8 protein-coding genes are annotated in these 13545 nt (G+C 63.2%); 3 read left to right on the top strand and 5 right to left on the bottom strand.

Translation table 11 applies throughout. The annotated features are described in order from the left end of the window. Positions 1–53: 53 nt before the first annotated feature. The 3 genes from ABDK11_RS16750 to ABDK11_RS16760 form a co-directional block, all read right to left on the bottom strand. Complete coding sequence (locus tag ABDK11_RS16750) at positions 54–941, bottom strand: SMP-30/gluconolactonase/LRE family protein (RefSeq protein ID WP_346837665.1); 888 nt, start codon at positions 939–941, stop codon at positions 54–56. An 11-nt stretch (positions 942–952) separates the two neighbouring features. After that, positions 953–2401 carry a sugar porter family MFS transporter gene (locus ABDK11_RS16755; protein WP_346837666.1) on the bottom strand — a complete coding sequence of 483 codons (1449 nt, stop codon included), beginning with the start codon at positions 2399–2401 and terminating at the stop codon, positions 953–955. A gap of 180 nt (positions 2402–2581) precedes the next feature. Further along, a complete protein-coding gene (locus tag ABDK11_RS16760) occupies positions 2582–3628 on the bottom strand; it encodes a LacI family DNA-binding transcriptional regulator (RefSeq protein WP_346837667.1) in 1047 nt (348 codons plus the stop codon). A 181-nt stretch (positions 3629–3809) separates the two neighbouring features. Here ABDK11_RS16760 and ABDK11_RS16765 point away from each other — a divergent pair, with 181 nt between their 5' ends. Next, complete coding sequence (locus ABDK11_RS16765) at positions 3810–4634, top strand: SDR family NAD(P)-dependent oxidoreductase (protein ID WP_346837668.1); 825 nt, start codon at positions 3810–3812, stop codon at positions 4632–4634. Between the two features lie 99 nt (positions 4635–4733). Here the strand turns inward: ABDK11_RS16765 and ABDK11_RS16770 are convergent, their stop codons facing one another. After that, on the bottom strand, positions 4734–6260 hold the full coding sequence (locus ABDK11_RS16770) for an MFS transporter (RefSeq protein ID WP_346837669.1): 1527 nt from the start codon (positions 6258–6260) through the stop codon (positions 4734–4736). Between the two features lie 224 nt (positions 6261–6484). Next, a complete protein-coding gene (locus tag ABDK11_RS16775) occupies positions 6485–8656 on the bottom strand; it encodes an alpha-amylase family glycosyl hydrolase (RefSeq protein WP_346837670.1) in 2172 nt (723 codons plus the stop codon). A 306-nt stretch (positions 8657–8962) separates the two neighbouring features. On the opposite strand from ABDK11_RS16775, the gene ABDK11_RS16780 reads away from it, so the two are divergent. Beyond that, a complete protein-coding gene (locus ABDK11_RS16780) occupies positions 8963–10831 on the top strand; it encodes a glycoside hydrolase family 13 protein (RefSeq protein WP_346837671.1) in 1869 nt (622 codons plus the stop codon). A gap of 160 nt (positions 10832–10991) precedes the next feature. Beyond that, positions 10992–13457 (top strand): TIM-barrel domain-containing protein, encoded by a 2466-nt coding sequence (locus ABDK11_RS16785; protein ID WP_346837672.1) that lies wholly within the window; start codon positions 10992–10994, stop codon positions 13455–13457. The last annotated feature ends 88 nt before the right edge of the window (positions 13458–13545 follow it).

A 13545-nucleotide genomic window follows, 5' to 3' on the forward strand; every position in this document is an offset into this window, starting at 1 on the left:
CGTTTACATCGGTTAATCAGAAAAAGACCGCGAACGGCCTTGTCAATGCACACTCAGCCGCGAAACAGCGGCTGTGCGACACCTTTTATACCGGGGTTGCAGCGGAACAGGCCTCCGGCGAGCGGCTGCCCGGCCAGCTCCCGGTCACTGAGTCCCTTGCGCGCAGTGGTGATAAACAAGGTGTCCAGCTGCGCGCCGGCGAAGGTGCAGCTGGTGACATTGGCCACCGGCAGTTCGATACGGCCGATGGCCTCGCCGTGCGGCGAAAAGCGGGTGATGCCCCAGCCATTCCAGTGGCACAGCCAGATGCAGCCGTCGGCGTCGACCGTCAGGCCGTCGGGATAACCGGAGGCTTCCGGCAACTCGAGGAGCACGCGCTTGTTGCGCGCGCGGCCGCTCCCATCCAGATCGAAGGCATAGACGGTGCGCGCCAGCGTGTCGTTGTGGTACAGGGTACGGCCGTCAGGACTGAACGCCGGACCGTTGGTGATCACGTAGCCGTCGTCCACCGGCTGCCAGTTGAGGCCGGGATCGAGGCGGTAGAGCACGCCGCTGGGGCGCTCTTCTGAATCATCCATACTGCCGGCCCAGAAGTTGCCCTGCGCATCCACCTTGCCGTCATTGAAGCGGTTTCCCGATCGATCTGCTTCGGGGCCGCCCAGTGGCTCTACACGGGCTTCATCACCACCCAGGTCGATGGTGGCAAAGCCCTCGCGGAAGGTGCCGATAAAGCCGCCGCCGGCGCGCGGCGCCAGCGCGCTGAGCGGACTGTCGAACTGCCAGCTGCGCCGCGCGCCGTCGTCGAAGCCGTAGCGGTGCAGCTGCATCTGCTTGATATCCACCCAGTAGAGCGCGCTTTCGCGCGCGACCCACAGCGGGCCCTCACCGAGGGTCGCCGCCGCGGGCCAGACGCATTGCAGATCGTTGCCGTGCTGTTGCATCTCTCGCTACCTCAACCTTCCATTTGCTCCAGTTCGCGCCCGCGGGTTTCATACACGTACTTGCCCACGAAGAAGATGGACACCGCCGCGGATAGCGCGTAGAGACCGTAGCTGCCGGCCAACTGGATACTGGCGAGCAGGATCGGGAACGACAGGGTAATACCGAAGTTCGCCAGCCACTGCGCCAGACCGCTGACGGCGAGACCGGAGCCGCGTACCTGATTGGGAAACATTTCGCCGAGCATGACCCACATGACCGGGCCCCAGGAGGCGTTGAAGAAGACCACGTAGCCATTGGCGGCGAGCAGTGCGACGGTGCCCAAAGCACCCGGCAGGCTGACAGAACCGGACGCGTCGACACTGGCCTGGGAGAAAGCGCCGACCATGATCGCCAGGGTAATGGTCATGCCGATGGAACCGAACCACAGCAGCGGTTTGCGGCCAATTTTGTCCACCAGCAGCAACGCGGCGATCACCGCACCGATACTGACCGCGCCGGACACCACGTTGATCAGCAGCGCGTCGCTCTCGGTAAAGCCCACCGACTGCCACAACACCGCACCGTAGTAGAACACCACATTGATACCCACCAGCTGCTGGAACACCGCCAGGCCGATACCGACCCAGACGATACGGCGCAGCTTGCCGCTGGCCGGGTCGATCAGGTCTTTCAGGCGCGGCTTGTGGTCGTCGGCCAGGGAAGCGCTGATTTCGCGCACCTTGTCACTGCCGGCGGTTTCGCCGAACAGGCGGCCCAGTACCTGCTGCGCACCGTCGCGGTTGCCGCTGGCCACCAGGAAGCGCGGGCTCTCGGGAATAAAGTACAGGCCCACCAGGAAGACCGCCGCGGGTACCAGCTCCATCCAGAACATCCAGCGCCAGGCGGCGTAGCCGAGCCAGAACTCGGAGGTGGAGGCGCCGGCAAACTGGGCGATCAGGTAATTGCTGACAAACGCACAGAACAGGCCGCTGATAATCGCCACCTGCTGGATGGTGGCGAGCCGCCCGCGATAGGCCGCTGGTGCCACCTCGCTGATATACGCCGGTGTCATCACACTGGCGGCGCCCACGGCGAGACCGCCGAGAATGCGATAGACAATGAACTCCAGCGAGCCGTCGGCGACGCCGGAGCCCCACGCGGACACGATAAAGAAAATCGCCGAGGCAACCAGCAACGCCTTGCGCCCGAAGCGGTCGGCCAGGGTGCCGGCAAAGAAGGCGCCGAAGGCACAACCGAGCAGCATCGAGGCCACATTGAAACCGGTGCCGGCGGTGTCGGAATTGAACGCGGCCTGCAGACCGTCGACGGTGCCATTGATGACCCCGCTGTCGAAGCCGAACAGGAAGCCGCCGATGGTGGCGACGGTACTGATGGCGATCACCAGGGCGTGGTTGGTTTCGGATTGGACGACTGCATCGGGCGCCTGGCCCAGCACAGCACTGTCGGACGTGGGATTCATGTTGTTATTCCCTCACTCGCTATACGACCGCCGCGCGGCCGGCTTTATTTTTATGGGCACATCGGTATTCACTGGCGGCGGAGGCCGCGCACCACACTGATAGTGCGGCGTCGAATCACTTTATACAACTTCCGGCACCATCATGTAAACGTTTACATCAATTTACCCGAGCAGCCGCGGTCAGGCCTCGGAGTCTGGTGGGGCGGCCGTAGAGTTGCGCAACACCAACTGGTGCGCAACCACCTCGGCTTCGGCGCCGATATCATCGCCGCGCATGGCCCGGCACAGCCGCGCCATGGTGCGCTCGCCGATTTCCTCGGCCGGCTGGGCCACGGTGCTCAGCGGCGGCGCCTGGATCGATGCGTAGCGCACATCGTCGAAGCCGATCACCGAGACATCCTCGGGAATGCGCAGGCCGGCAGCACGCAACTCGTGCATGGCGCCCATGGCCATCTCGTCAGTGGCACAGAAGATCGCGGTGGGCCGCGGCTGCAGCGCCAGCAGTTCGCGTGCGGCGCGGCGCGCGCCATCGATGGTGAGATCCCCTTCCACCACCCAGTGCTCCTCTACCGGCAATTCGGCGGCGGCCATGGCTTGGCGGTAGCCGCGCTCGCGGTCGCTGGTGAGCAGCGACTCGTGGGAGCCGGCAATGAACGCAATGCGCCGGTGGCCGCTGTCAATCAGGTGGCCGGTGGCCTCGGCCGCGGCACCGACATTGTCGACCCGCACGCTGGGAAAATGACTCAGCGCCGGCGCCACGGTTTCGCAGCCGATCACGATCGGCGGTACCGGCCCCTCGCTGCGCGCGTCCAGCGCGGCGCTGGACGCTTCGCCTTCGCGCCCCATAAACGGCGAAATACTGGCGAGCAGGATGATGCCGTCGGCCTGCTTGGAGAACACCATATCCGCGTATTCATTGAAGCCGGCGCTGTTGGACTGGGTCTCGCTGATCAGGATGCTGTAGCCCTCACGCTGGGCCACGCGCCCGATACCGCGCATAACGCCGGAGAAAAACGGATCGCCCACCGACGGCAGTACCACCATCACCAGGCTGGTCTTGCCGCGGCGGAAATTGCGCGCCAGGGTATTGCGGGAAAAACCGATCTCGCGGATGGCTTCCTGTACCTTGAGCCGGGTCTTCTCCCGCACATGCTCGGGGCTGTTCAGATAGCGGGATACCGTAGCGGTTGAGACCCCGGCCAGTTTGGCAACTTGTTTGATCGACACCTGTGATTCCTGTGCGATGCGCTCTTTTGTTGTTAACGCGCAATGGTAACGTTTTCAGCGCCGCCATGCGCGACGGCGGGCATCAGGACACCATTGTCGCAGCGAATTGTAAACGTTTACATGCTATGATAACGTTCACATCCAAGAAATTTGATGGTTTCGCGGTCGCAGCAGAGGACGTATGCAGAACAACAACAAGCTGGCAGTGGTGACCGGCGGTACCACAGGAATCGGCAGGGGCATCGCCCTGCACCTGGCCCGGGCGGGCTGGGATGTCGCCGCCAACAACCTGAACGAAGACAGTGACGCCCAACGACTGGTCGATGACATCGAACAACTGGGCCGCAAGTCCCTGTTCGTCGCCTGTGATGTGGGCGACAGCGTTGCAGTGGACCACTTCTACCGGCAAGTGAGCGCCCACTTCGGTCGCGCGCCGAGCCTGCTGGTCAACAACGCCGGTATACAGACCTGGGCGCCGCTGCTGGAGCTGGCTGAAGACGACTGGGACAGAGTCATCCGCACCAACCTCAAGGGCACCTTTCTCAATACCCAGCGCGCCGCGCGCCTGATGGCGGAAGCCGGTGTCGCCGGCAGTATCGTCAATATCGGCTCCGGCTGTAACAAGCTGGCTTTCCCCAACCTGGTGGATTACGCCGCCAGCAAGGGGGGCATCGAAATGCTGACCAAAAGCGCGGCCGTGGAGCTGGGCGAGTACGGCATTCGCGTCAACTGTGTGGCACCCGGCGGTGTACTGATCGAGCGCACCGAACGCGAGGCGCCGGATTACGCCGCCTCCTGGTCGGCGATTACGCCGCTGGGGCGGGTCGGTATCGTCGAGGACATCGCCAACGCAGTGCTGTTTTTGGCCGAGCCGCAGTCCTCCTTTGTCAGCGGCCAGACCCTGTGGATCGACGGCGCCGCCTTCAGCAAGGCCAACTGGCCCTACCCGACACCGCAAGATGTCAGCGTCAGCGGCAGCACCGCACGCGCAGTGGCAGCGGAGTAAGCTTTCCTCTCGTTGTACCCTCGTTGTTTGCTGTACCACCCCCAATGAAAAAGCCCCTCAAGTGAGGGGCTTCTTCGTTTCAGCGGGCGGGGTACGGCTTCAGACAGTTGCCGCTTCGGTATCCAGCGCGCCCTCGTCCGAACGCTCGCGCACAAAGAACACCGACACGGCGCCGAGGAACATAAACACCCCGGCCAGCACCAGGATATTGATCGCCTGGTTGTCGAACACGCCCGCCAGCAGCGGCCCCGCCACCAACGCAGAGACGATCTGCGGCGCAGCGATGGTGAAGTTGAAGATACCCATGTAGACGCCGGTCTTGTCCGCCGGCAGCGCCTCGGACAGGATCGAGTAGGGCATCGCCAGGATCGCCGCCCAGGCGATGCCGACACCGATCATCGGCAGCAGCAGGCCCAGCGCGCCGGCGGGCACAGTGACTTCGGTGATCAGCAGATTCACATGGGTCTGCTCGCCGCCCTGGAACAGCAGGAAGCTGATCAGGCACAGGCCACCCAGCGCCAGCGACAATGCATAAGTGGGCTTGCGGCCGATGGTGCCGGCGACCTTGGCCAGCACAATGGAGAACAATGCCGCAAACAGTGAATAGGCGGCAAACAGGATACCCACCCAGTCGCCGGCGGCGCCCTTGGCCGCGGCGATCGCGGGCGGAATCTCTCCCACCGAATGCAGGTAGTCCGGATCGAACCACTTGGCGTCCACGCCCCAGACGTACTGGGTGATGGCCGGGGTGGTGTAGACCCACATGATGAACAGCGCGAACCAGGAGAAGAACTGCACCAGCGCCAGCTGGCGCATGGTCACCGGCATGCTGAACAGCAGCTTGAAGAAGCCTTTGAGACGCTGCGACAGGGACTTGCGCTCGGCCTGCTCGCGGGCCAGCTGTTCACTGTCCAGCCCCTTGTAGGCGTTGTATTCGGCCGGCGCGTATTCCCTGGTGCGGAACACGGTCCACAGCACCGAGCCGAGCAGCACACTGGCACCGAGGTAGAAAGCCCAGATCACCGACGGCGCCACTTCACCCGCCTTGGAGGTGTTTTCCAGACCGATCACATTGGTCAGTACGAACGGCAGCATGGAACCGCACACCGCGCCGATATTGATCAACAGCGACTGGATCGAATAGCCCAGGGTGCGCTGCTCCGGCGGCACCATATCGGACACCAGGGCGCGGAACGGCTGCATGGTCACATTGAAGGCAGCATCCATCAGCGCCAGCATCACACCGCCGAACACGATCGGCGCGATGATCGCCACTGCGATGCCGGCATTGGGCATAAACGCCATACCCAGCGCGGCGGCGATGGCGCCGAACAGGATAAAGGGGTTGCGGCGGCCGAAGCGGTTCCAGGTGCGATCCGATGCGGAGCCGACGATCGGCTGCACGATCAGCCCCATCAGCGGCGCCACGATCCAGAACAGCGACAGCGAGTGCAGGTCCGCGCCCAGGTCGGAGAGGATGCGGCTGGCATTGGCATTCTGCAGCGCAAAGCCGAACTGCACGCCGAGGAAGCCGAGGCTGACATTCCACACCTGCCAGAACGGCAGCTTGGGTTGCTTGCACTGTTCGGGAGACCGCGCAGTCGCGCTGGAATCTGTTTCGGACATGGGAATCACCGCTATTTGCTGGTTATGGTTATGCGGCGATTGTCGCAAGAGCATCGACGGGGGCCCTCCTCCCCGGCGGGGGCGGAGGGCGAAAATACGCACACATACGTACAGACCCCGCCCGGCCCAGAGGTCAGCGGGGTTTGCAAGCGCTCACATACACGCTGATTGGTGCGCATTATAACGGGGTCTGGGCGCGGCCGATAGCCGCGCCCGGAAGAACCTCAGTGCAGCACGATCACCTCGTTGGCATCCAGGTTCAGCACCGCCGAGCCACCGCTGACATTGACCGTATCAGTACCCACCAGGCTGGTGTAACTGCCATCGGCCAGCGCCAGGCTGTTCACGGTGATCGACGCACTGCCACCGCGGTTCACCGCCACCAGCACCACATCGCTGCCGGACTGGCGCTCGAACACCAGGATATCGCCGTTGACCCAGCGCTGGGTGTAACTGCCGCTGGCGAGCGCGGGGCTCTGGGCGCGCAGCGCGGCCAGTGCGCTGATCTCCTGGAACGCCGCCGAGGTTTCGGCGAACGACGGCATCGGCTCGCGGTTGTAGGGGTCGTGACCCACCTGGCCGTCGCCGTTGGCGGTAAACCAGGTCGAGTTCTGCTCGGTGCCATAGTAGATGGTGGGAATACCCGGCAGCGTCATCACCAGCGCCATGCCCAGGTTCTGCCGCGCATCCGCCAGCGCCTGGCTGAAGCCCTTGCCGGTGCGGCCGTTGTCCACCGGCCCGGTAGTCTGCAGGTAGACGCTGGTGCGGGTGGCGTCGTGATTGTCGAGGAAGATCGGCTGCCACGACTCGCGGCCGTTCATGGCGGCGGTGCGCGACTGAATATGGCTGTCCAGCGCGGTCATGGTGATATCGCCGGCGATGGCCTGTTCGATATGGTTGCGCAGCTGGAAATCCAGCAGCTCCGAGCCGTGGCCGCCGTTGAGGAAAGTCATGGAGTTGCTGTCGCCGGCACCGGCGCCATACCACTCGCCGAAGATATACACATTCGGGTTCTGCGCGCGCATCGCGGCGCTGAAGCGGTCGATAAAGCCCGGCTCGATATGCTTGATCGCATCGATGCGGAAGGCATCGACACCGTGACTCATCCACTTGCTGGCCGCGTCGATCAGGTACTGGTCGGCGGCGCTGTTGCTGCCGCTGGTGCCGTGGTTGAAGTCGGTCAGGTTAAAAAGGGTCTTGTTGCGGTAGGCCCAGGGGTCGTCCCACTCACTCGGGCAGCTGGTGGCCGGATCGCTGTCGTAGCAGTCGGCGATGGCGCCGTTGTGGTGGTACCAGGTGCCGTTGTCACTGGCGTTGTCGGTAATAAACACGCCGTCCTTGTACAGGGCGCCGAACTCGTACTGGTCGTCCTGGTTGGAGTGATTCAGGGCGATATCCAGCACCAGCTTCATGCCGCGCGCCTCCATCGCCGCATCCAGCTGATCCACCAGCGCCCAGTCGCCCAGGTGCTCGTCGACCCGGTAGAAATCCCGGCCCCAGTAGCCGTGGTAGGCGCCCTCGCTAGAGGAATTGTCGATATTGTCCACCAGCGGCGTGACCCAGATGGCGGTGACGCCCAGGTCCTGCAGGTAGTCCAGCTTGTCGATCAGGCCCTGGATGTCGCCGCCCCAGTATTTCTTCCACTCGGAGATATTGCCGTTCTGTTTGCTGGTGGAAGTGGCCGCGGCATTGTTGCCGTTGTCGTTACTGGTGTCGCCGTTGTTGAAGCGGTCCACGAACGCAAAGTAGATGGTGCGGTTGCGGAAATCGTCGCCAGCTTGCGCTGCACCGCAGTCAGTGCCCAGGTCGGTGGTCACGCTGACCAGGCTATTGCTGTCACCGTCGACCACGATATGGGTCCAGCCGCTGGCGGGCTGATCCTGGGCCGGGAAGGAGTCGCCCCCCCAACCGCCGTTCGGGTCGACCTTGAAGCGCGGTCCGCCGTTGGCGTCGCCACTGGTGAAGTTGCGGCAGGCCTCGTACTGATTGGTGCCGGCGACCGGGGTCAGCAGGTCGCCCTCGGCCCAGGCGTTGTGGGTGCCGCGCAGGTGGTAGTCGGTACCGCTACTGCTGCTGGTCGCAGTGATCTTGTAATCGTGGGTGTCGGTGTAGAACTCGATATCCCAGGTACCGGCACTGACGGGAATATTGGCTCCATTCAGCGCGCCATTGAGGCCGTAGTTTTCGCTCCAGTCGCCGTAGCGGTCGAACTTGATTTCACCGTCCGCGGCGAACACCACGGCGTCGGCAACCATGGTATTGCTCCCGACATCCTGCATCTGGTCTGCCTGCCAGTTATTGTGGGTACCGCGCAGGTACCATTCGGCGTGGGCGCCGATGGCAAAGCCACTGAGGCTGAGCGCCATCAGCAACGCCATATAAGGCATCTTCTTCATGGGTTGGTCTCGCTTTATTGTTTTCATCGCTACTGTTTTCATCGCTGTCGTGCGGCGGAACGACCTCTCCCGCCACAGCTGCGGGCAGGTATAAATGGCCGGGGAGACCGAAACATCCCCTCCCCCGGGGGCGTGGAGAACTTTCGCGCCAGGCATGTACAGAAATGTGCGCCACCTCCCCCTCTACCGAGGGGGAGCCCCGCCGCCGCGGATGGCGGCACAATGAAGCTTGGGGCATTGCGAATAAAGACCGCGCGAATAGACACTCGCGAATACACACTCGCGAATAAATAAGGGGAGCCCGTTATGACACGTTTTTCCGCACTGATCCTGGCTCTGTGCTGCGCCGCGCCGGTGATGGCAGAGACAGCGACCGCGCCGGGGGCGGTAGACCGAGTAGAGCCGCCCAACTGGTGGACCGGCATGGCGGTTCCCGACCTGCAGCTGATGGTGCACGGCAAGGATATTGCCGAGCTCAAGGCGAGCCTCGATTACCCGGGCGTGACGCTGGCCGGCACCGAGCGCGAACAGAACCCCAACTACCTGTTCCTCGATCTGCAGGTGAGCCCGGAAAGCGAGCCGGGCACCGTGGAGATCACGCTGCGCGATGGCGACACCACCCGCGCCGTCATTCACTACGAATTGAAAGCCCGCAGGCCCGGCTCCGCCCAGCGCCGCGGCTTCGATTCCAGCGATGCCATCTACCTGCTGACTCCGGACCGCTTCGCCAACGGCAACCCGGGTAACGACAGCACGCCGGACACCCGCGAGGGCGCCGACCGCGCCACCCCGGGCGGCCGCCACGGTGGCGACCTGGCCGGCATGCGCGCGCACCTGAACTACATCAAGGGCATGGGCTTCACCCAGATCTGGCCGACGCCGCTGGTGGAAAACGACCAGCCCGCCTACTCCTACCACGGCTACGCCGCCACCGACCTGTACCGGATCGACCCGCGTTTCGGCAGCAACGCCGACTACTTCGCCTTCGTGCAGGCGGCGCGCAAAAACGGTATCGGTGTGATTCAGGATATGGTGCTGAACCACCTCGGCAGCGAGCACTGGTGGCTGCGGGACCTGCCCTCTGGCGACTGGCTGAATGGCGACGGCATCGACAAGGGACAGTTCCAGATCACCACCCATATGCGCACCACCCTGGCCGACCCCTATGCCGCCGACGTGGATCGCGAGGCCTTCTCCAGCGGCTGGTTCGTGGATTCGATGCCGGATATGAACCAGCGCGACCCGCGCCTGGCCAACTACCTGATCCAGAATTCCCTGTGGTGGGTGGAGTCGGCCGACCTGTCCGGCATTCGCGCCGACACCTACGGTTATTCTGACCCGCAATTCCTGCAGCACTGGTCTGCGCGCATCCACCGCGAGTACCCAAACTTCAGCGTGGTCGGCGAGGAGTGGAGCCGCAACCCGGTGGTGGTGTCCCACTGGCAGATCGACAAGCAGAACCCGGACGGCTACAAATCCTACTTGCAGAGCCTGATGGACTTTCCGCTGTTCTATGCGCTGCGCGAGAGCCTGGTCGAGGAAGATACCTTACACAGCGGCTTCACCGATCTGTATGAAGCCATGGTCAACGATATCCTCTATCCACACCCACAGCGCATGGTGATCCTCGGCGGCAACCACGATACCAGCCGCCTGTTCAGCGCACTCGACGACGACTACGGGCTGTACAAGATGGCGGTCACCTACCTGGCCACCATGCGCGGTATTCCGCAGTTCTTCTACGGCGACGAGCTGCTGATGCAGAGCCCCAAGGAGCGCAACGACGGCATTGTGCGCAGCGACTTTCCCGGTGGTTGGGCCGGCGATCGCGCCGACGGTTTTACCGGTAAAGGCCTCAAACCAGAGCAGCAGCGCGCGCAAAATTACGTGCGCGCACTGTTCAACTGGCGCCACCACACGCCGGCGGTACAGAGCGGTAAGCTGAAGCACTTCGCGCCGCTCGACGGTCCCTATGTGTATTTCCGCTACGACGATCAGAACAAGATCATGGTGGCGCTGAACAAATCCGATCAGCCGCGCAATCTGGATATGGCGCGCTACGCCGAAGTGCTGCACGGCGAGACCCGCGCCACCGATGTGATCAGCGGCAAGCGTTACAAGCTGGATCAGTTGGTGGTGCCAGCGCGGGATGTGCTGGTTGTGGATTTGAAATAAGCGACCATTTTTACCCGGGCCATCAGGTCCGGGGCGGCCCTGCTACCGGTGGCCGGTGGGGAAACAGCCTCTTCGGCAATCGTTTCCCAACCGCCCCCCGGCAGCAGGGCCTTCGTATAGAGACCTTCGAGAGACCTTCGCATTGAGAGTAGAGGCGATGATGATGTCCAAGTTTTTCCTGCGCGGCTGTGCGGTGCTATTGCTGCTGTGCAGCGCTGCGGCCAATGCGAGTACTGCGGCCAATAACAGCGCCGCGGCCCAGAAAAAGGCACCGCGGGTCTACCGCAGCCACCAGCTGCACGAACATTCCCTGACCATCGCCACCAGCGACGGCAGCGTGACGCTGACGCCGCTGAACAGCGCGGCGATGGAAGTCCACTACCAGCGCGACGGGCTGAAGCAGCTGCCCTCTTTCGCCATCGACAAAAAAACGCGCTCGGCCGAAGCCAGCCTGAAGGATGAGAAAGACCAGCTGGTTTACCGCACCAGCGGCCTGACCGCCATCATTCACAAGTCGCCGTTTCATATCGATTACCGGCACAACGGTAGACCGCTGGTCGGCGAGGAGCTGGGGTTCTTTGCCCGGGAAACCATGCGCGGTTTCCGTTTCAAGCTGGGTGATGACGAGAAGCTGCTCGGCGGCGGCGAGCGGGTGCTGGGCATGGACCGTCGCGGCCAGCGCTTCCCGCTGTACAACAAGGCGCACTACGGCTACACCACCGAATCCAGCCAGATGTACTTCAGCCTGCCGGCGGTCCTGTCCAGCAACAAGTACATTCTGCTGTTCGACAACAGCGCCAGCGGCAATATGGATCTCGGCGCCAGTGACAAAGACGTGTTGCAGTTTGATGCGGTGGCCGGGCGTACTTCCTACGTGATCGTCGCCGGCGACAACTATCCGCAGCTGATCGCAAACTACGTCGATGTCACCGGTCGCCAGCCGCTGCCGCCGCGCTGGGCGTTCGGCAATTTCGCCTCGCGCTTCGGTTATCACACCGAGAAGGAAGTCCGCGCGACCGTGGACAAGTTTGCCGAGGAAGACTTTCCCCTCGACGCGGTGGTGCTGGACCTCTACTGGTTCGGCCCGGATATCCAGGGCCATATGGGCAACCTGGCCTGGGATAAAAAAGCCTTCCCCGAACCGCAAAAAATGATGGCCGACTTCAAGCAGCGCGGCATCAATACCATCCTGGTGACCGAGCCGTTCGTGCTGACCACCTCCAAGCGCTGGGACGACGCCGTGGCGCACAATGCGCTGGCGCACAACCTGGCCGGCGATCCCAAGCGTTTCGATTTCTATTTCGGTAATACCGGCCTGATCGACGTTTTCTCCAAGGACGGCCGCGATTGGTTCTGGAATATCTATCACGGCCTGCTCGAGCAGGGCGTGGCCGGCTGGTGGGGCGACCTGGGGGAGCCGGAAGTACACCCGGCCGATACCGTGCATGCGATCGGCATGGCCGATGAAGTGCACAATGCGTATGGCCACCGCTGGGCACAGATGCTGTACCAGCGCCAGAGCGCGGAACAGCCCGCGCGGCGCCCGTTTATCATGATGCGCGCCGGCTTCCCCGGTTCACAGCGTTACGGCATGATTCCGTGGACCGGCGACGTCAGCCGCGCCTGGGGCGGCCTGCAGCCACAGGTGGAGCTGTCGCTGCAGATGGGCCTGCTCGGCTTCGGTTATACCCACTCCGATCTGGGCGGTTTTGCCGGCGGCGACAAGTTCGATCGCGAACTCTACCTGCGCTGGCTCGAATACGGCGTCTTCCAGCCGGTCTACCGCCCGCACGCGCAGGAGGAAATTGCCCCGGAACCGGTATTCCACGACCGCACCACCCGCGATATCGCGCGCAAGTTCATCAAGCTGCGCTACCGCCTGCTGCCCTACAACTACACCCTCGCCTTCGACAACAGCCAGACCGGCATGCCGCTGATGCGCCCGCTGTTTTTCGAGAACGAAAATGACCCGGCGCTGATGGACGACAAGGACGCCTACCTGTGGGGACACGACTTCCTCGTCGCGCCGGTGACCGCAGCCGGCGTCGATAGCGTGCAAGTAAAACTGCCCGGCGGCGTCTGGTTCGATTACTGGAACGACGACCAGTACAGCGGTGACAGCGCCGATGTCGCCGTGGATCTGGATACGATCCCGGTACTGGTGCGCGCCGGCGCCTTTATTCCCACCGTCGCCGGTATGGCCAACACGCGCGAATATTCCAGCAAGCAGCTGAGCCTAGATTACTACGCGCACCCAACCGCGGTGACCTCCAGCGGCAAAGTCTATGAAGACGATGGCGTGACCGCCGGCGCCTTCGCACGCGGCGAGTACCAGATGCTGCATTTCAATGCCGCGCGCAACGCCGACGGTATCGACTTCGCCTTCAGCCAGGAAGGCAACGGCTACCGGGACGCGCCGGCGGAGCGCAGCGTCACGCTGAAAATTCACAACTGGCAGCAGCCGCCGGCCGCTGTCGCAATCGGCGGCCAAGCCCTGCCGATCCTGTCCAGCGAAAAGGATCTGGCCGATAAGCAGAGCGGTGCCTGGTTCGACAAGCGTGTTCACCAGCTGCAGATCAAATTCAACTGGAGTAAAGCGCCGCTGAAGCTGCGTGTAAAACACTGACGTTATCCGTCGTTCCGGCGCAGGCCGCGACCCAGGAGCCACATGCCTGGATACCGACCTGCGCCGGCATGACGACCTGAAAAATTAC

This window comes from Microbulbifer sp. SAOS-129_SWC (assembly GCF_039696035.1).
Lineage (GTDB): Bacteria > Pseudomonadota > Gammaproteobacteria > Pseudomonadales > Cellvibrionaceae > Microbulbifer.